The following is an 18686-nucleotide window of genomic DNA, read 5'->3' as shown; positions in this document are numbered from 1 at the left end:
CGGACCCTGGGTACCTGACAGGTATCAGGGGCCCGCCCCCGGCCTCGCACCGGTCTTCCCGGGAAGCGGCTCAGTGGAAGAAGTGCCGCGTCCCCGTGAAGTACATCGTCACGCCCGCCTTCTGCGCCGCCTCGACCACCAGCTCGTCACGGACCGAACCACCGGGCTGGACGACCGCCTTGACGCCGGCCGCGGTGAGGATCTCCAGCCCGTCGGGGAAGGGGAAGAACGCGTCGGACGCGGCGTACGAACCCTGCGCGCGCTCGGCGCCCGCCCGCTCGACCGCGAGCTTCGCGGAGTCGACCCGGTTGACCTGCCCCATGCCCACGCCCACGGACGCCCCGTCCTTGGCCAGCAGGATCGCGTTGGACTTGACCGCCCGGCACGCCTTCCACGCGAACGCCAGCTCGGCCAGCTCCTCGGCGGAGAGGGCCTCCCCGGTCGCCAGCGTCCAGTTCGCCGGATCGTCGCCGTCGGCCTGGAGCCGGTCGGCGACCTGGAGCAGCGCCCCGCCCCCGATGGGCTTCAGCTCGACCGGCGCGGACGGCCCCTGCGGCGCCTTCAGCACCCGGATGTTCTTCTTCTTGGCGAGCGCTTCGAGCGCGCCCTCCTCGTAGTCCGGCGCCACGATGACCTCCGTGAAGATCTCCGCGACCTGCTCGGCCAGCTCCTTCGACACCGGCCGGTTCACGGCGATGACCCCACCGAACGCCGACAGCGGGTCACACGCGTGCGCCTTCCGGTGCGCCTCCGCGACGTCCGAACCGACCGCGATCCCACAGGGGTTCGCGTGCTTGATGATCGCGACGGCCGGCTCGTCGTGGTCGTACGCGGCCCGGTGCGCGGCGTCCGTGTCCGTGTAGTTGTTGTACGACATCTCCTTGCCGTGCAACTGCTCGGCGACCGCGAGCCCGGTCCCGCTGCCGTCGACGTACAGCGCGGCCGGCTGGTGCGGGTTCTCCCCGTAGCGCAGCGTGTTCTCGCGGGCCCAGGTCGCGCCCAGGAAGTCGGGGAACTGCGACTCGTCCACCGGCGCGTACCCGGACGCGAACCACGACGCCACCGCCACGTCGTACGCGGCCGTGTGCTGGAACGCCTCCGCCGCGAGCCGCTTGCGCGTGGCCAGGTCGAACCCGTCGCCCGAGACGGCCTTCAGGACGTCCGCGTACCGCGCCGGGCTCGTCACCACGGCCACCGACGGGTGGTTCTTCGCGGCGGCCCGCACCATCGACGGCCCGCCGATGTCGATCTGCTCCACGCACTCGTCCGCGCTCGCCCCGGACTCCACCGTCTCCCGGAACGGGTACAGGTTCACCACCACCAGGTCGAACGGCTCGACCCCCAGCTCGGCGAGCTGCTCACGGTGGCTCTCCAGCCGCAGGTCCGCGAGGATCCCGGCGTGCACCTTGGGGTGCAGGGTCTTGACCCTGCCGTCGAGGCACTCGGGGAACCCGGTCAGCTCCTCGACCTTCGTGACGGGGACACCGGCGCCGGCGATGCGCGCGGCGGTGGAGCCGGTGGAGACGAGCTGGACGCCGGCCGCGTGCAGGCCCTGGGCCAGCTCCTCCAGGCCGGTCTTGTCGTACACGCTGACGAGCGCGCGGCGGATCGGGCGCACGTTCTCAGAAATTACGGCCTCTGAAGTCACAGCCTCGGCGGTCACGGGATAACTACCTTTCGTCCCTCAATGCGGTGGCCGTTGCGGGCGATGCGCCCCACGACCTCGACGAGCAGCCTTCGCTCGACTTCCTTGATGCGCTCGTGCAGCGTGTTCTCGTCGTCCTCGTCCCGGACCTCGACCACGCCCTGCGCGATGATCGGACCGGTGTCGACGCCGTCGTCGACGAAGTGGACGGTGCAGCCGGTGACCTTCGCCCCGTACGCGAGCGCGTCCCGCACTCCGTGGGCTCCGGGGAAACTCGGCAGCAGCGCGGGGTGCGTGTTCACGAACCGGCCGCCGAACAGGGCCAGGAACTCCTTGCCGACGATCTTCATGAACCCCGCCGAGACGACCAGGTCCGGTTCGTACGCCGCGACCGCCCCGGCGAGCGCGGCGTCCCACCCGTCCCGCGTCCCGTGGTCCTTCACCCGGACGACGAACGTCGGGATCCCCGCGCGCTCGGCCCTGGCGAGACCCTCGATCCCGGCACGGTCCGCGCCGACCGCCACGACCTCGGCGCCGTACTCCCGCGCTCCGGTCTCGGCGATGTGGTCGAGCAGGGCCTGGAGGTTCGTACCGGAGCCGGAGACCAGGACGACCAGGCGTTTGGGGGCGGGGGCCGGGTCGGCCACGTTCGGGGACCTTTCTCACGGTCGGTTTTTGTGCGGTCGTACGAATGCTTCGCGCCCTCGGATACGGGGAAGTCTACGAAGCGGCCGACCGTCAGCAACGATACCGGCACACCCGGCGGCCCCCACGGGACGGGGGCGGGGCCGGGAGGTAGCGTCTGCGGGGAGCGGACTCGGGAACGCGGCGGTGGTGTGGCACGTTCCCGGAGTGACAGCTCATTTCAGACCGATCGGCACATGGGGGGTGGGTGCGCCACCCCCTCCTCACCGGCCGGTCCGAACAGGGCGTCCACCGGACCGCCCTGCCCGTCCGACTGACCTCCGACTCACCTAGGGAAGACGCTCACTTGATGCCGGACCGCAGTCTGCGACCCTCCACCCACTCCCCCCTCCTGCGCGAGGGCCACCTCCCCTCCGACACGGACCGGGTCCCCCAGGGCACCGACGAGAGCCGGGCTCCCCAGACCTCCGGGCCGGAGACCCTTGGACCGGGTGAGGGGCCTGACGGCCAAGGGGCTCGGGGTGCGGAGGGCCAGGGCGCTGAGGCTCAGGCACTCTCTGGAGTTGACAAGGATCAGAGTCCGGAGGGGCGGGGTTCCTCCGAGGGTGACGAGACTCAGGGGGGTCGGGGTGAGAATCCCTTCGCTCCGCCGCCCGAGGGAGCTCCGGATCAGCCCTGGCGGCCCCGGGAACCCGCGCAGGGAGAAGGGGGCGACAGGGAGGGGGGTTCACCCTGGGGGCGGTGGAGCGACCGGCAGCCGGGGCGCTCGCAGGGCGGGTTCGGGGATCGGCCCGGTGCGGGGCCCGAGGGACAGGGGGGCAACCAGGCCCCCGGTCCTCGGTGGGACCCGACCGATCCGGCTCAGCGCCGTGCGCGGTACTCCTTGCTCGGCGGCATGTGGGCTTTCTTCTTCGTCCTCTTCGGCTGGGCCTATGTCGCCCTCCTTCTCGGTGCGCTCTCCCTCTACTGGGCGATCAGTGCTCTGCGAGCCCGTCCCCGCCAGAACGGCTCCGACGCCCCCGCCGCGAACGGCCCCGCCAACCCGTCCGCCCTCGGCAACTCCACCGGCTCCTCCGGCGGCCGGCCCCAGAAGACCGCCGCGATCACCGGGCTCGTCACCGCGTCCCTGGCCCTCGCTCTCGTCGGCGCCGGCTTCACCGCGCAGCTCGTCTACCGGGACTACTACACCTGCCGGGCGGACGCCCTCACCAACGAGGCCCAGCAGTCCTGCGACGATCTCCTTCCTGAGAAGTTGAGGGAATTCCTGGGTACCAACGACTGAGGTCCTGGGCCTCACCTCCTCCTTGTCCGGCCTTTCCGCCCTGCCCCTCTACCCCCTCATCGTTTTGACCCCGCCGCCCGGTTCACTTCCCCGCGAAAAAATTTCCGCCCCGCCAGAACCCGCCCCTCACCCCTCCCCCTTCTCCCCCTTCTTCTCCCCCGGCAGCTCCGCCTCCGGCCCCGTCTCCGCCTCCTCCCACGGCCTCGAAGCCTCCCTCAACGCCGCCCAGCGAGCCTCGCGGGCCGTGTCGTCGTGCCAGGCCGGATCGGGGGACGTGGTGAGGAAGTCGTACGGCTCGAAAAGGCTGTCGGAGGCGCCGGCGCCGTCGGAGGTGTCTTTGAGGAGAGACGCGTAGACGGGATCGTCGGTACGGGGAACCGCGGCCTCGGAAAGGTCGGGCACTTTCTCCGCCGTACGGAACAGCCCGGTCGGCGACGGGAACCACGTACGGCGTCGCCGCGCCGCCTCCCCCTCGTACCCGTCCTCGAACGCTCCCGGCTCGCCCCCGCTTTCCCGCACCTCGTGCTCCGGCCCACGCCTCCGCTGCCACCACCGCCGGCCACTCCCCTCCCGGCCGGCTTCCTCCGCCCCCTTCTCCTGCCCGTCTCCCGGCACCCCCGCTTCCCAAGCAGCCCCGTCGACCAGCAGCTCCCACTCCCGCCCGCTCTCCGAACTCCCCGCGTCCCGCCCGCTCTCCCCCACACCCGACACCTTCCGAACCCCCCACCACCGCACGGTCCTCGCCCCCCGTTCCCGGCAGGACCACCCCCGTACCCCCAGAGCCACAGGCACCCCGACCCCCACCCCCCAGACGAACGCCGCGCCCCCGACCTGCCACCACACCGGCCCGAACCGGGACAGCGCGCCCACCCCGAGCGAGCCCCCGGCGACCCCTGCCGCGACGGCCATGACCACCGCGAAGACGACGGCCGCCGCGACGGCGCCCCCGGCGGTCCGCCCCCAGGACCACGCGGCGCCCGCGCGCGCGAGGAAGCACCCGACGGCCAGCGCGCCCGCGAGGGCGACGCCGGCGGCGGCCCAGGTCGACGGTCCGCCGTTGCCGACGTCGGGGACGGCGGCGAGGAGCGGGAAGGGCGGCAGAAGGGCGGCGGGGTCGGAGACGAGGGGCGTGACGGGGTGCCCGGCGCCGAGGACGAAGCCGGGGCCGAGGGCGTAGGAGGCGCCCCAGACGGCCGCGTTGGGGACGAGGACGACGCAGAGCAGCAGGACGGCGAACCGCCCCGACCAGCCCTCCGTCAGATGGAGGAACGACCCGCGCGCGGCGCCCCCGTGCAGGACGGTGGAGACGGCGACCAGCAGCGCACCGCCGCCGAGGAGAACCCCGGCACCGGCGAACCCGGCGCGGAAGGCGACGCCGCACCACTCCCGGACGTCCCACCCCTCGCCGTCGGCCTTCTGGGCGCCCGGCTCTGACGGTCCTCCGCCGAGCCTCCGCAGAAGCGCGGCGACACGGACGGATGCGGCGTCCTCCCCCCGTACGAGCCCTCCGAAACCGAACCACCCCGCGCCGATCCCCCCGGAACCGCTCCAGGCGCCCGCCGCCGCAGCGGCGCCGACGACGACCGGCACGCACACGCCGGTCCACCCCCAGGAGGGCCGCAGCGCGCCCCCGGCCGCGTACCAGGCCGCCCCCGCCGCGACGAGGAGGTACCCAGCGACGACGCCGGCCCACCCGGCGCCGCCCCCGTCCGCGTCGCGCGCCGCGCGCCGTACGAGCCACACCGGCAGCAGGACGAGCAGCAGCGGCGTCACCCCCATGGGTGCGGGCGCACCCGAAAGTGTGTCGACGCGGACGAGTTCCGCGCCGTGCGCGAGGAGCCACAGGGAGACGGCGACGTGGAGCGCGCCGCCGGGCCCGCTGTCGGGGTACGGGGAGCTGATCCACAGGACCATGACGAGCACCGCGAACGACCCGAGCCCCAGGCCTGCGGCGAGTGCGCCGCCGAGGAGGCCGGCGGCGAGTCCGGGCGAGCGTTCGCGCACGCGCGCGGGGAGGGACGACAGCAGCGGGCGGCGGACGGTCATCGGGTTCACGCCCGTCATGCTCCCAACGACACGCGCTTTCCCGGCGTAACAGGCGAACGTTCGCCGTGTCACCCAAAATAGTTTTATGTACTTTTTCGTACGGAAGGGTGCCAGGTGACCCAGAGCCAAGCCGCTCCCCTCCCCCCTCCCAAGGAACGCCGACGCCTGCGCGAGGCCCACGCGCTGACGCAGGCTCAGGTCGCCTCGACGGTCGGCGTCACCCGAGAGACGGTGCGCGCCTGGGAGACCGGCCGTACGACGCCGCGCGGCACCACACGGGAGGCGTACGCGAGGCTCCTGGCGTCGCTGGAAAAAGAAGTGACGAAATTTCAGGAAGTGACGCAACCTCAACCACCGGTGGCCGCGTCTCTCCAGGCAGAACAGCCCGCCCCCGGCGAGCCCGAGCGCTCACCCCTCACCCCGGCCCAGGCGTTCGACGCCCTGTACGCCTTCTGCGCCCCCGCCCTCGTCCGCCAGGCCTACCTCCTCACCGGCCGCCGCGAGCTGGCCCGCGAATCGGTGGAGCGCGCCTTCCAGTCGGCGTGGCAGCGCTGGCCCGAGGTCGCGACGGACCGCGACCCGGCGGGCTGGATCCGCGCCACGGCGTACGAGTACGCGCTCTCCCCCTGGCACCGGCTGCGCCCCCGCTACCGGCACCCCGAACCCCCGCCCGCCTACGCCCCCGACCGCGCCCTCCTCGACGTACTCCTGCGGCTCCCCCCGTCCTACCGCCGCACGCTCGTCCTGTACGACGGGGTCGGCCTCGACCTGCCGGAGACGGCGGCGGAGACGGAGTCGAGCACCCCGGCGGCGGCCAACCGCGTGCTGCACGCGCGCGAGGCCCTCGCCACCCGCCTGCCCGAACTCGCCGACCCGGCCACCCTCCACCGGCGCCTGGCGGAGGTCGCCTCGGCGGAGCGCCTGCGTACGCCGAGGCCCAGGACGGTACGGCTGTCGGGGGAGCGCCGGGCGAGTTTCTGGACGCGTGCGGCCATCGCGTTCACGGTCGCGATCATCGGTGCGACGGCCCTGACCCTGAACACGGCGCCCACGCACTACGAACCGCCGGTCCCGCCGGGGGCGACGGTCAGCGGGGTCCCGCCGAGGCAGGCGCCGGGCGCGCTGTCGGACGCGGAGCTGGCACTGCGGGCGAAGCTGCGCAAGGAGACGAGCAACGGCCCGGAGAGGCTCGTACCGGACGTCAGATGACACCGAGTACGCCGATGGGCCCGCCCCCCGTTCGGGGAGCGGGCCCATCGACAGGGAGCCGGTCGGCGTCAGCCGGCCAGGATCTCCCGGGCCAGCTTGGCCGTCTCGGTCGGCGTCTTGCCGACCTTGACGCCCGCGGCCTCAAGGGCCTCCTTCTTCGCCTGGGCGGTGCCGGACGAACCGGAGACGATGGCGCCGGCGTGGCCCATGGTCTTGCCCTCGGGCGCGGTGAAGCCCGCGACGTAGCCGACGACCGGCTTCGTCACGTTCTTCGCGATGTAGTCGGCGGCACGCTCCTCGGCGTCGCCACCGATCTCGCCGATCATCACGATCAGGTCGGTGTCGGCGTCGGCCTCGAACGCGGCGAGCGCGTCGATGTGCGTGGTGCCGATGATCGGGTCGCCACCGATGCCGACGGCGGTCGAGAAGCCGAGGTCACGCAGCTCGTACATCATCTGGTACGTCAGCGTGCCGGACTTCGAGACCAGCCCGATGCGGCCCGGCTTGGTGATGTCGCCGGGGATGATGCCGACGTTCGACTGACCGGGCGTGATGATGCCGGGGCAGTTCGGGCCGATGATCCGGGTCTTGTTGCCCTTCTTGCCGGCGTACGCCCAGAACGACGCGGAGTCGTGCACGGCGATGCCCTCGGTGATCACGACGGCCAGCTCGATCTCGGCGTCGATGGCCTCGACGACGGCGTCCTTCGTGAACTTCTCCGGCACGAAGATGACGGAGACGTTCGCGCCCGTCTTCTCGATCGCCTCGGCCACGGTCCCGAACACGGGTACCTCGGTGCCGTCGAAGTCGACGGTCGTACCGGCCTTGCGGGGGTTCACGCCGCCCACGACGTTGGTGCCGTCGGACAGCATCAGCTTGGTGTGCTTCTGCCCGGTGGCGCCGGTCATGCCCTGGACGATGACCTTGCTGTCCTTGTTGAGCCAGATAGCCATGGTGTGTCGGTGTCCTCGTCCTGAGTGCTTACTTGGCGGCGGCCAGCTCGGCGGCCTTGTCGGCCGCGCCGTCCATGGTGTCGACGCGCTGCACCAGCGGGTGCGCGGCGTCGGTGAGGATCTTGCGGCCCAGCTCGGCGTTGTTGCCGTCGAGGCGGACGACGAGCGGCTTGGAGACGTCCTCGCCGCGGTCCTCGAGGAGCTTCAGGGCCTGGACGATGCCGTTGGCGACCTCGTCACAGGCGGTGATGCCACCGAAGACGTTCACGAACACGGACTTGACGTCCGGGTCGCCCAGGATGATCTCCAGGCCGTTGGCCATGACCTGGGCGGAGGCGCCACCGCCGATGTCCAGGAAGTTGGCCGGCTTGACGCCGCCGTGGTTCTCGCCGGCGTAGGCGACGACGTCGAGGGTGCTCATGACGAGACCCGCGCCGTTGCCGATGATGCCGACCTCGCCCTCAAGCTTGACGTAGTTGAGGCCCTTCTCCTTCGCCGCGGCCTCAAGCGGGTTCGCCGCGGCCTTGTCGTGGAGCTCCTCGAAGTCGGGGTGGCGGAACTCGGCGTTGTCGTCCAGCGAGACCTTGCCGTCCAGCGCGATGACATCGCCGGAGGCGACCTTCGCCAGCGGGTTCACCTCGACCAGGAGGGCGTCCTCCTTGATGAAGGTGTCCCACAGCTTGACGAGGACGTCGGCGACCTTGTCCGCGACCTCGGCCGGGAACTTCGCGGCCTTGACGATCTCCTGCGCCTTCTCGGGGGTCACGCCCTCGATGGCGTCGATCGGCGTCTTGGCGACGGCCTCGGGACGCTTCTCGGCGACCTCCTCGATCTCCATGCCGCCCTCGACGGACGCGATGGAGAGGAAGGTACGGTTCGCGCGGTCCAGCAGGAAGGAGACGTAGTACTCCTCCACGATCTCCGGCGCGGTCTCGGCCATCATCACCTTGTGGACCGTGTGGCCCTTGATGTCCATGCCGAGGATGTTGGTCGCGTGCTCGACCGCCTCGTCGGGGGTGGCCGCCAGCTTCACGCCGCCGGCCTTGCCGCGGCCACCGACCTTGACCTGGGCCTTGACGACGGACTTGCCGCCGAGCCGCTCGGTGGCTGCGCGGGCCGCCTCAGGCGTGTCGATGACTTCACCGGCCAGCACCGGTACATCGTGCTTGGCGAAGAGGTCCCTCGCCTGGTACTCGAACAGGTCCACGCGCGTCCGTCCCTATCAGTGATCTCGCGGTTCGTTGGATGCGTGGGCGTGCCGCGAAGGGCAACGTGACGACCGCGTGTGTCACAAGCAGGGCGCACACGGTGTCCGAGCGCGCGGCATGTCCGTCTCGCAGGTTATCCCTGCCATGCGACCCCCTCTAAATCGCGGGTCACACCTGAGCGGTGATACCTGTCACATGATGCCGTCTGACGGCCCCTTTCCTGGCACCGCGTGCCGTCTGTGCTGGTCCTGGAGACGGGGGTGGCGGGGTGAGGGGAGGGACGGGTACGAGGGGAGGCGGGACGAGGGGAGCCGGAACCCCCCTCCCCCCGCCCCCGGCCCCTCAGCCCGCCTCCGGCACCGGCAGCGGTCTCCCCTCCAGCGCCGCGGCCATCACCTCGGGGAACAGCTCCGGGGTGCAGGCGAAGGCGGGTACGCCCAGGGCCGCCAGCGCGGCGGCGTGTTCCCGGTCGTAGGCCGGAGCCCCTTCGTCGGAGAGGGAGAGGAGGGCGACGAACTCGACACCCGCCGCCTTCATCGCGGCGACGCGCTTGAGCATCTCGCCCCGGATCCCTCCCTCGTAGAGATCACTGATCAGTACGACGACGGTGCCGGCGGGCCGCTCGATGCGCGCCTGGCAGTACGCGAGCGCGCGGTTGATGTCGGTCCCGCCGCCCAGGTGCGCCCCGAACAGGACGTCCACCGGGTCGTCGAGCTGGTCGGTCAGATCAACGACCGACGTGTCGAACACGACGAGTCGCGTGCTGATCGTCGTCAGAGACGCCAGCACCGACCCGAACACCGCCGCGTACACCAGCGACGACGCCATCGAACCCGATTGATCCACGCATAGCATTACCCCCTTGTCGAGTGACTGTGCCGCCCGCCCGTATCCGACGAGCCGCTCCGGTACGACCGTCCCGTGGTCCGGGAGGTAGTTCCTGAGGTTGGCGGCGATGGTGCGGTTCCAGTCGATGTCGCGCGGGCGTGGCCGCCCCGTCCGCGCGCTGCGGTCGAGTGCTCCGGCGAGCGCGGCCCGGGTCCGCCCGGCGAGCCGCTTCTCCAGGTCCCGGACGACCTTGCGGACGACGGCCCTGGCCGTCTCCCTGGTGGTCTCCGGGAGTGCCCGGTCCAGCGAGAGCAGGGTGCCGACGAGATGCACGTCGGCCTCGACGGCCTCCAGCATCTCCGGCTCCAGCAGCAGGGACGCGAGCCCGAGGCGCTCGACGGCGTCCCGCTGCATGACCTGGACGACCGGTGCGGGAAAATACGTCCGTACGTCCCCCAGCCAGCGGGCGACCGACGGTGCGGACGCCCCGAGCCCCGCTCCCCTCCCCTGCCGCTCCCCCTCCTTCCCGTACAGGGCTCCCAGCGCCGCGTCCATCCCCGCGTCCTGCCCGTGCAGTTCGCATCCGGTCCCCTCCGCTTCCGCTCCCCCGAGCACCAGCCGCCATCGCCGCAACCGCTCCCGCGCCTCGCCGTCCCCCGCGAGTCCGCTCGTGTCCGTCACCGTCTTCACCTCCCCCTCGGTCGCCGCCACCGGGGCCTCCCGGCGGCATTCCATTTATCTGATGATTCGTCAATTCGTTTTATGAGTCGGGTAGTTGCCTGGTTTTCCGGCCCCTCACTCATCGATCGCTTCAGCCTCCCCCATCGGTTCACTCATCCGCTCACCAATTTCTCAATCCCTGAAAATCTCGGCGAACCACGGCCAATCGCCGCTAACCTGCGCCCTCACGCATCCCGAGCAGGAGCCGCACCACCGGTACGACCGCCTCGGCCCGGACCGTGTCGAGTTCCTCGGCGAATCCGGTGGTCCTCGTGACCGCTTCGGCCGCGCTCCCCCGCCGCACGACCTCGCCCAGCGTCCGGCGCACGCCCGCGTCGAAGGACGCGAACGTCCGCCGCAGCAGCGGCAGTACGTCCACGAACGCCTCCTCGGACACGCCGGTGAGCCAGGTGTCGACGATCGCGAGGAGCCGTTCGTCGTGGACGAGCAGCAGTCCGCCGCCCGCTCCGCCGCCGACGAACCCCTCGACCCAGTCGGCGGCTTCCCTGGGCGCGGTCCCCCGGGACAGCGCGAGCCCCATCCACCGGGCGGCCTCCTCCGGTCTGGCGTCGCCGCCGTCCAGCAGGAGCCTCGCCGCGCGCCCGCGGATCACGGCGGCGACGGAGTCCCGTCCGGCGAGGGTGCGCAGGACGCCGCGCCAGCGCGCGCCCAGGTCGTCCCCTGTGCCCTCGGTGCCTTCCGCGAGCAGCGCCACCGCCCCGTGGACGGCGTCCACATGGGCGCGTATCTCGCCGGCCGCGTCGGTGTCGAGGCCGGTGCAGGCGGCGGGCAGGCCGACGCAGATCCGCAGGGCGAGCCCGGCGGCGACCTCGGCGAGCGCGCCGGTGTCGGTGCCCCGGACGTCGCCGTAGCGCAGGGCGCGGACGAGCGCGGGGAGGGCCTGCGCGAGGTGGCCGACGTCGGTGTCGAGGGCCGCGCGGTCGGCGAGGGCCCGCATCACCGCCGGGAGGGCGTCGGTGAGGCCCGCCAGGAGGCAGTGCTCGGCGAGGGCGGTGACCTCGGCGAGGGCGCGCGCGGCGACGGCGTCGGCCTGGGCCTTCGCGGTCGCGGCGGCCTGGACCGTCGTCCCCCAGCCGCCGGCCTCGGCGACCCGTACGGCGAGTTCGGGTTCCCAGCGCAGCCGCCAGGTCTCCCGGAACGTGCCCGTGGCGCCGCGCGCGGGGAGGGCGGTTCCCCAGTCGACGCCGAGCAGGCGCAGCCGGTGCAGCAGGCGGCTGCGCGCGGTGTCGGTGTCGCCCCGCAGGTCCAGGTCGATCTCCCGCTCGGCCGCCTCGGGGCGCAGCCGCAGCCGGCGCTGCTCGCGCTCCAGGTCGCGGCGCAGGGGCACGGCGGGCGCCTCGTCGGGGACCTCCCCCATGACGTCCCCGACGACGAGCCGGTCCCACACGAGCGCCAGCGGTACGTCCGACCCCTCGCACAGCACCGCGCGTACCGCGTCGGTCGCCTCCCCGAGCCCCGCCAGCGGCCTCCCCCGCAGCGCCGCGAGCGTCTCGGCGAGCCGTACGGCCTCGATGACGTGCGCCGGGGAGACGATCCGGTCCTCCTCCCGGAGCAGCCGTGCGACCTTCGTCATCCACCGCTCGACCGGCCGGTCCGGCGCGCCGAACAGGTGCCCGTACCAGCCCGGTGACTCGATGCCCGCGCCGTACCCGCCCGCCCGCGCGAGCCTGCGGTACGTCCACGGCACCCAGGTCAGCTCGGCCCTGACTTTCGGCAGTCCCTTCAGGAGCGCGCGGTCGGCGGCGACGGTCGTACGGCGACGCAGCGCGGGCACGTGCCAGGCGCCGCACACGACGGCCACGCCGTCCTCGCCGAACTCCTTCACCGCCGCGCGCGCGTGGAGCCGCATCCGGGCTTCCCGTACGGCGTCCCGCGCGTCCTCCTGGTCGTCGTACGCCTCGCGGACCGCGCCCATGGCCTCCTCGACGGCGGCGAACGGGTCGCCGGTTCCCCGGTGTTCGATGACGTCCTCCCACCAGCGCTCCGGGTCGTCGTGGCCGGCGGCCTCGGCGAGGGCGCGCAGGGGGTCGACGCGGACGGCGGTGGGGGCGGTGGCCGGGGGCGCGGCGAGGGTGTGGGCGGCCGGCAGGTCGATGAAGCGGGCCGGTACGCCGTGCGCCAGCGCCCAGGTGAGGGCCGCCCACTCCGGGGAGAACTCGGCGAACGGCCAGAACGCGGACCGTCCGGGCTCGTCGACGACGTGGGCCAGCAGGGCGACCGGCGCGCGCATGTGCGCGTGGGCGACGAGCGGCACCAGCGCGTCCGCGTCGGCGGGTCCCTCGATCAGCACGACCCGGGGCCGCGCCTCCTCCAGCGCCCTGGTCACGGCGCGGGCCGAACCCGGTCCGTGGTGCCGTACCCCCAGCAGCTTCATCGTCCTCACCTCCGTCCCGGTCGCGTGCTGTCGTCTCTCACGCGCTCGCCTCCCGGCAGGCGCGGTAGAAGTCCGTCCATCCCTCGCGCTCGCGCACGACGGCTTCCAGGTACTCCTGCCAGACGCCCCGGTCGGAGGCCGGGTCACGGACGACCGCGCCGAGGATCCCGGCGGCGACGTCGGCCGGGCGCAGGACGCCGTCGCCGAAGTGGGCGGCGAGCGCGAGGCCGTTGGTGACGACGGAGATGGCCTCCGCCGGGGAGAGCGTGCCGCTGGGCGACTTGACCTTCGTGCGGCCGTCGGCGGTGATTCCGTCGCGCAGTTCGCGGAAGACCGTCACGACGCGCCGGATCTCGGTGATGCCGTCCGGGACGGCGGGCAGGTCCAGGGAGCGGCCGATCTGCTCGACGCGCCGGGCGACGATCTCGACCTCCGCCTCCGCGCTCGCGGGCAGCGGCAGCACGACCGTGTTGAACCGGCGGCGCAGCGCGCTGGACAGTTCGTTGACCCCCCGGTCGCGGTCGTTGGCCGTCGCGATGACGTTGAACCCCCGCACGGCCTGCACCTCCTGGCCCAGCTCCGGGACGGGGAGGGTCTTCTCGGAGAGGATCGTGATCAGCGAGTCCTGCACGTCGGCCGGGATGCGCGTCAACTCCTCGACGCGGGCCGTCATCCCCTCCGCCATCGCCCGCAGCACCGGGCTCGGTACGAGGGCGGCGCGGCTCGGGCCGTGCGACAGGAGCTGCGCGTAGTTCCAGCCGTAGCGGATCGCCTCCTCCGGCGTCCCCGCCGTGCCCTGCACGAGGAGCGTCGAGTCGCCGCTGACCGCCGCCGCGAGGTGCTCCGACACCCACGTCTTGGCGGTGCCGGGGACACCCAGCAGGAGCAGTGCGCGGTCCGTGGCGAGCGTGGAGACGGCGACCTCCACGATTCTGCGCGGGCCCACGTACTTCGGCGAGATCACCTCGCCGTCGGGCAGCGTGCCGCCCAGCAGGTACGTCGCCACCGCCCACGGGGACAGCTTCCAGTTCGGGGGGCGCGGACGGTCGTCCTGCGCGGCCAGCGCGGCGAGTTCGGACGCGAAGGCGGTCTCGGCGTGCGGTCGCAGGACGGCCTCGGTCGCGGGTGTCTCGTTCGCGAGCGCGGCATGGTTCTGGGTCGGTTCGGCGGACGTCGGTCCAGCGGTGAAAGACATGGCTGAGGCCCCCTCCAGCTCGGCCGGTTTCGGATCTGGTCCCACCATGCACCACCCCACTGACAATCACCCTGACCTGCACAAACGCGTTTTCGAGGGCGATTGTCAGTGGGGGGTTCTACCGTCGGTGTCATGACTCAGCAGGGGGTGCGCCGGACCGCGGACCAGGTGCTGGCACTGGCGCCTGACGACGCGTCGCGCGAAGCGGGGAGCGAACTGGCCGAGGCCGGGCGGTGGTCGGGTGCGGGCTGCTCCGGGACGGGGGTGGTGTGGGGGGTGTACGAGGCGGGCGGGGCGCCGTACCGGGCGCTCGCCGACCTCTCGGGCGCCGAGGGGCTGGTGTCCGCGTGCGGCTGCCCGAGCCGGAAGTCGCCGTGCAAGCACGTGCTGGGGCTGCTGCTGCTCTGGGCGGCGGAGGATCCGGCCGTGCGGGAGGGGGTGGCGCCGGACTGGGTCCGGCAAGGCGGCCCGAAGGAGGCGTCGCCGGCGAAGGACGGCGGCCTGGCCGATCCCGGGGCCGCGCGGCGGCGTGCCGAGCGTCGGGCCGCGCGGATCACCGCGGGGGTCGTGGAGCTGGAGCAGCGGCTCGCCGACCTGGTCCGGTCGGGGCTCGCGGGGGCCGAGCGGGAGGGGTACGGGCTGTGGGAGGAGACGGCGGCCCGGATGGTCGACGCGCAGGCGCCGGGGCTCGCCGCGCGCGTGCGCGAGGTGGGCGCGATACCGGCCTCCGGCCCCGGCTGGCCGTCCCGCCTGCTGGAGGAGTGCGCCCTGCTGCACCTCCTGACCCGGGCGTGGCTCCACCGGGACAGCCTCCCCGAGGAGTTGGCGGCGGCGGTCCGCGCGCACGTCGGCCTGCCCACTGCCCCGGCCGGCCCGCCGGTCCTCGACGACTGGCTCGTCCTGGCCCAGTACGACACGTCGGACGGCAGGCTGACGACCCGCCGCATCTGGCTGCACGGCGCGGCCACCGGGCGTACGGCCCTGGTCCTCTCGTACGGGCCTGCGGGCCGCGCGCCCGAACTGTCCCTGCCCGTCGGCCTGTCCGTGCGCGCGGAGGCCACTGCCTATCCGGTCGGCCCCCGGGTCGCTCTGGGGGACCTCTCCGCCGTTCCGGTCCCGACGTCCCTGCGGCCTCCCGGCGTCACGCCGGGCGAGGCCACCGCGCTCTACGGCACCGCGCTCCAGGCCGATCCGTGGCTGGACTACGTCCCGGTGACTCTGGACGGCGTCGTGCCGACTCCCGTGGGCGACACCTGGCAACTCACCGACCTGGAAGGGAAGACCGCGCTTCCCCTCACCCCGACCGCTCTGTCCCGTTCCGGGCTCTGGCGTCTCGTCGCTCTCTCCGGCGGCGCTCCCGTCACGGTCTTCGGCGAGTGCGGGCATCGGGGGTTCACGCCGCTGACGGCATGGTCACCCGATCGGGGAGAACCGATCGGGCTGTTCGTTCCGATCTCCTCGTGAAGGCACCGAAACCGCAGGAAAGGACAGGGTCATGAACGGCACATCGTCATCCGGTCTCTGGGACGAGTTGGTCACGACGGCGCTGCTGGGCACGAACCGGCGGTCGGTCACGGGGATGTTGCCGGTGCCGGGCGGGGAAGCGTCGCCGGGTTCGCCGCGAGAGCGAGCGCCGGACCCGCCCGACGGCCACGGCCTGGGCAAGGACGCCCCCGCCGTCCTCCTCGACATCGCGGCCACGGAAACTCTCCGGCGCAGGGCCGGTCTTCTTCCCGGGCTCGCCGCGCCTCCTCTTCCTCTGTCCCCGGAGGATCTCCGTCGGCCCCTTCCGGCTCCGGCGGCCCGGCGTCTGGCGCTCCTGCTCGCCGACCGTGCCGCGCAGGCAGGTGGCCGACGGGGTGCCGCCCCGGATCTCATGGAGCTGCTCCCGCAGTGGCTGGCGGCGGCCAACGCGCACGGGTACGCGCCGCCTCCGCAGGTGCTCCCCGCGTTGCTGGACGCGGCCAGGGGGCGGACCGATCTGCGGCCCGCGGCGCTGGAGTTCGCGGGGCCGAGGGCGCTGTGGCTGGCGCGGCTCAACCCGGACTGGCGGTTCGCGTTGCGGGCGACGGCCGGGGACGGGGTGGCGCTGCCGGGGCCGGAGGAGACCGAGCGGGTCCGGCGGCTGTGGGAGGAGGGACTGTTCGCGGAGCGGGTGACGCTGCTGATCGCGTTCCGTGGGCGGGACGCCGACGGGGCGCGGGAGTTGCTGGCGGGGACCTGGGCCACCGAACGTGCCGAGGACCGGCTGATGTTCCTGGACTCCCTGCGGGCGGGGCTCGGGCCGCGCGACGAGCCGTTCCTGGAGCAGGCCCTCTCCGACCGCAGCCGCAACGTCCGGTCGACGGCGGCGGAACTGCTCTCCGCGCTCCCCGGTTCCGCGCTGGCCGCGCGAATGGCGGCCCGTGCCGGTACGTGCGTCGCCGTCGACCACATGGCCGAGGTCCCGACGATCGGGGTGGAGGCACCGCACGAGTGTGACGCGGGCATGGAGCGCGACGGGGTGATCAGGACGGCTCCGACGGGGCGGGGTGAACGGTCGTGGTGGCTGGGCCAGTTGGTGGAGGCGGCGCCGCTCGGTGCGTGGCCGGCGCGGCTGGGGGGCCGTACACCGGAGGAGATCGTCGCGATGCCGGTGGCGGACGGGTGGGCCGGTGAGCTGCACGCGGCGTGGTGCCGGGCCGCTGTGCGGCAGGGGGACGCGCAGTGGTCGCGGGCGCTGCTCGGGGCGCCCTCGGCGCCGGGTGCGGGCGGGCCCGGTGCCGTCTCTCTGGCCGAGCGCGCGCGGCTCCTCGGGACGCTGGCGGCGGCCGAACGCGCCGACTGGGTCGCCGGGTTCATCGCCGCGCACGGGCTGTCCGAGGCGTTCCAGCTCCTGGGGGTCTGCGCGGTCCCCTGGGCGCCGGCCCTCGGGCGCGCCGTCGTCGACGCCCTCGACATCGCCCGCGACGCCGGCAGCTACCCGTGGAGCTTCAGCGGCGTCATGGGCCTCGCCGAACGCTGCCTCGCCCCCGAGGAGGCCACCCGGCTCGACGCGCTCCTCTCAGTACCGGAGGAGTCCGAGAACACCGCGCCCGGCGCCGGGAGTTACTGGGCGGAGGCGTTCCAGAGACTCGCGGCGACACTGAGGCTGCGGGGCGAGATGCGGCGGGAGCTGGAGGGGGCGTGAGGCCGGAGGAGCCGGGGGCGGGACGACGTTCGGGGCACGGTGACCGCGTTGCGAAACCAGGAGGGAGTGGGGGGAGGCGCTCGGGGTACCGCGACCATCTCGTGAAAGCCGGAGGGCACGAGGCGAGGCACTCGGGGCACGGTGACCGCGTCGTGAAGGCCGGAGGAGACGGGGCGGGGCGCTCAGGGCACGGCTGCCGCTGCCGTGGAGGGAGCCGACAGGGAGTGAGCGCGCGCCGCGCAGGGTACGGGTGCTGCCGGCGCCGCTCCCCGGGCCCCTCAGCCTCCGGAGACCGTCGACTGCCGCACATTCCCCCGTACCCACTCCACGATCGACTGCGTCGTGGCCCCGGGTGTGAAGATCTCCGCGACGCCCTGCTCCTTGAGGGGCGGGATGTCGGCCTCCGGGATGATGCCGCCGCCGAAGACGAGGATGTCGTCGGCGGAGTGTTCGCGCAGGAGGGCGAGGACCGCAGGGAAGAGCGTGTTGTGGGCGCCGGAGAGGATGGAGAGGCCGATCGCGTCGGCGTCCTCCTGGATCGCCGTGTCGACGATCTGTTCCGGGGTCTGGTGGAGGCCGGTGTAGATGACCTCCATCCCGGCGTCGCGCAGCGCACGCGCGATGACCTTGGCCCCACGGTCGTGGCCGTCGAGCCCCGGCTTGGCCACCACGACACGGATCCGGCCGGCTGCCACACCCATCACTGCCTCCCTGGAGGGATCACCTCGTCGGTGCCCCTGCGGCACGGACGCCCCAGGCCCACAGTGGCACGAGATGTGAACGAACGTTTCCTACAGCTTCCCGCAACCTGCCGTTTCACGGCGGAGGGCGAGGGGCACATCACACAGTGGGACACGTTCGCCGCGCACCGCTCCCCTCGCAACACGGGGGAACAAGCGCAACGGGAGCCGCAACGAGGTCGCCGTACCGCCGCGCCGTGGCCGCGCGTCGCGGCGGTACGGCGAGTCGGCGCAGGCAACTGGGGGCACCTCTCAGCGCCATTGGCTCTGAGGGGAGGGCACGAGCAGAGCAGGTACGGCACGACAGCGGGGAAGCCTCGTCGCCACACCGGCAAGGAGCCTCGCCGCGTCACGGGCAGCAGTTCAGGCACGACTCACGCACCACGGACGACCAGCACGACGACCAGCACCACAGCCAGCAGGACCGCAGGCGACGGGACCACGGACGACGGCACCGCGGACACGCAACACCGCAGCCGACCAGCACCGCACACCCGGCACCAGCACCGGCACGGCACCCAGCACCAGCACCAGCACCAGCACACCGATCACCACGCCGCCCGGCCACCCCTCCGCACCACCCCCACCGCCTCGCCGCCACCCTCCGCCCGGACTCCCACGAGGGCACACGGGGGAACAGAGCCGTTCCTC

Annotated in this window: 13 protein-coding genes; 4 read left to right on the top strand and 9 right to left on the bottom strand. The window is 73.1% G+C overall.

All coding sequences use genetic code 11. The annotated features are described in order from the left end of the window. Positions 1-70: 70 nt before the first annotated feature. Positions 71-1630, bottom strand: a complete 1560-nt coding sequence (purH, locus tag J8M50_RS29400) for a bifunctional phosphoribosylaminoimidazolecarboxamide formyltransferase/IMP cyclohydrolase (protein WP_370516611.1) — start codon at positions 1628-1630, stop codon at positions 71-73. A gap of 29 nt (positions 1631-1659) precedes the next feature. After that, a complete protein-coding gene (gene purN, locus J8M50_RS29395) occupies positions 1660-2292 on the bottom strand; it encodes a phosphoribosylglycinamide formyltransferase (protein ID WP_010351804.1) in 633 nt (210 codons plus the stop codon). Between the two features lie 347 nt (positions 2293-2639). On the opposite strand from purN, the gene J8M50_RS29390 reads away from it, so the two are divergent. Beyond that, complete coding sequence (locus tag J8M50_RS29390; RefSeq protein WP_075661268.1) at positions 2640-3572, top strand: hypothetical protein; 933 nt, start codon at positions 2640-2642, stop codon at positions 3570-3572. A 126-nt stretch (positions 3573-3698) separates the two neighbouring features. Here the strand turns inward: J8M50_RS29390 and J8M50_RS29385 are convergent, their stop codons facing one another. Further along, positions 3699-5636: a cell division protein PerM gene (locus tag J8M50_RS29385; protein WP_010351801.1), complete on the bottom strand. Its 1938-nt coding sequence runs from the start codon at positions 5634-5636 to the stop codon at positions 3699-3701. A 96-nt stretch (positions 5637-5732) separates the two neighbouring features. On the opposite strand from J8M50_RS29385, the gene J8M50_RS29380 reads away from it, so the two are divergent. After that, on the top strand, positions 5733-6827 hold the full coding sequence (locus J8M50_RS29380) for a helix-turn-helix domain-containing protein (protein WP_010351800.1): 1095 nt from the start codon (positions 5733-5735) through the stop codon (positions 6825-6827). 68 nt (positions 6828-6895) lie between these two features. On the opposite strand, the gene sucD is transcribed toward J8M50_RS29380, so the two are convergent. From sucD to J8M50_RS29355, 5 genes are all read right to left on the bottom strand, one after another. Continuing rightward, the gene (gene sucD / locus J8M50_RS29375) at positions 6896-7780 is read right to left on the bottom strand and encodes a succinate--CoA ligase subunit alpha (protein WP_010351799.1); all 885 of its coding nucleotides are present in this window, start codon (positions 7778-7780) and stop codon (positions 6896-6898) included. 28 nt (positions 7781-7808) lie between these two features. Further along, positions 7809-8987, bottom strand: coding sequence for an ADP-forming succinate--CoA ligase subunit beta (gene sucC, locus J8M50_RS29370; protein ID WP_010351798.1), 1179 nt, complete (start codon positions 8985-8987; stop codon positions 7809-7811). 343 nt (positions 8988-9330) lie between these two features. Then, entirely contained in the window at positions 9331-10551 is a 1221-nt protein-coding gene (locus J8M50_RS29365; RefSeq protein WP_078480527.1) for a VWA domain-containing protein, read from the bottom strand. A gap of 157 nt (positions 10552-10708) precedes the next feature. After that, a complete protein-coding gene (locus tag J8M50_RS29360) occupies positions 10709-12931 on the bottom strand; it encodes a DUF5682 family protein (RefSeq protein ID WP_010351795.1) in 2223 nt (740 codons plus the stop codon). Between the two features lie 37 nt (positions 12932-12968). Beyond that, positions 12969-14126 (bottom strand): ATP-binding protein, encoded by a 1158-nt coding sequence (locus tag J8M50_RS29355; protein WP_010351794.1) that lies wholly within the window; start codon positions 14124-14126, stop codon positions 12969-12971. Between the two features lie 132 nt (positions 14127-14258). On the opposite strand from J8M50_RS29355, the gene J8M50_RS29350 reads away from it, so the two are divergent. Together J8M50_RS29350 and J8M50_RS29345 are read left to right on the top strand one after the other, a co-directional pair. Further along, positions 14259-15590: an SWIM zinc finger family protein gene (locus tag J8M50_RS29350; RefSeq protein WP_040835702.1), complete on the top strand. Its 1332-nt coding sequence runs from the start codon at positions 14259-14261 to the stop codon at positions 15588-15590. A 31-nt stretch (positions 15591-15621) separates the two neighbouring features. Then, on the top strand, positions 15622-17295 hold the full coding sequence (locus J8M50_RS29345) for a DUF5691 domain-containing protein (protein WP_010351792.1): 1674 nt from the start codon (positions 15622-15624) through the stop codon (positions 17293-17295). Between the two features lie 278 nt (positions 17296-17573). Here the strand turns inward: J8M50_RS29345 and icmB are convergent, their stop codons facing one another. Then, positions 17574-17996, bottom strand: coding sequence for a coenzyme B12-dependent isobutyryl CoA mutase small subunit (gene icmB, locus J8M50_RS29340; protein ID WP_010351790.1), 423 nt, complete (start codon positions 17994-17996; stop codon positions 17574-17576). Positions 17997-18686 lie beyond the last annotated feature (690 nt).

The sequence above is a fragment of the Streptomyces acidiscabies genome (assembly GCF_020010905.1).
Taxonomy (GTDB): Bacteria; Actinomycetota; Actinomycetes; order Streptomycetales; family Streptomycetaceae; genus Streptomyces; species Streptomyces acidiscabies.
This window is presented reverse-complemented; position numbering and strand designations above follow the sequence as displayed.

Excerpts from the sequence above, each read along its gene's own strand:
- J8M50_RS29350 (WP_040835702.1), top strand. The coding sequence starts at position 14,259 with ATGACTCAGCAGGGGGTGCGCCGGACCGCGGACCAGGTGCTGGCACTG.
- sucD (WP_010351799.1), bottom strand. The coding sequence starts at position 7,780 with ATGGCTATCTGGCTCAACAAGGACAGCAAGGTCATCGTCCAGGGCATG.
- J8M50_RS29390 (WP_075661268.1), top strand. The coding sequence starts at position 2,640 with ATGCCGGACCGCAGTCTGCGACCCTCCACCCACTCCCCCCTCCTGCGC.
- J8M50_RS29355 (WP_010351794.1), bottom strand. The coding sequence starts at position 14,126 with ATGTCTTTCACCGCTGGACCGACGTCCGCCGAACCGACCCAGAACCAT.
- J8M50_RS29345 (WP_010351792.1), top strand. The coding sequence starts at position 15,622 with ATGAACGGCACATCGTCATCCGGTCTCTGGGACGAGTTGGTCACGACG.
- J8M50_RS29365 (WP_078480527.1), bottom strand. The coding sequence starts at position 10,551 with ATGGAATGCCGCCGGGAGGCCCCGGTGGCGGCGACCGAGGGGGAGGTG.
- J8M50_RS29385 (WP_010351801.1), bottom strand. The coding sequence starts at position 5,636 with ATGACGGGCGTGAACCCGATGACCGTCCGCCGCCCGCTGCTGTCGTCC.
- icmB (WP_010351790.1), bottom strand. The coding sequence starts at position 17,996 with ATGGGTGTGGCAGCCGGCCGGATCCGTGTCGTGGTGGCCAAGCCGGGG.
- J8M50_RS29360 (WP_010351795.1), bottom strand. The coding sequence starts at position 12,931 with ATGAAGCTGCTGGGGGTACGGCACCACGGACCGGGTTCGGCCCGCGCC.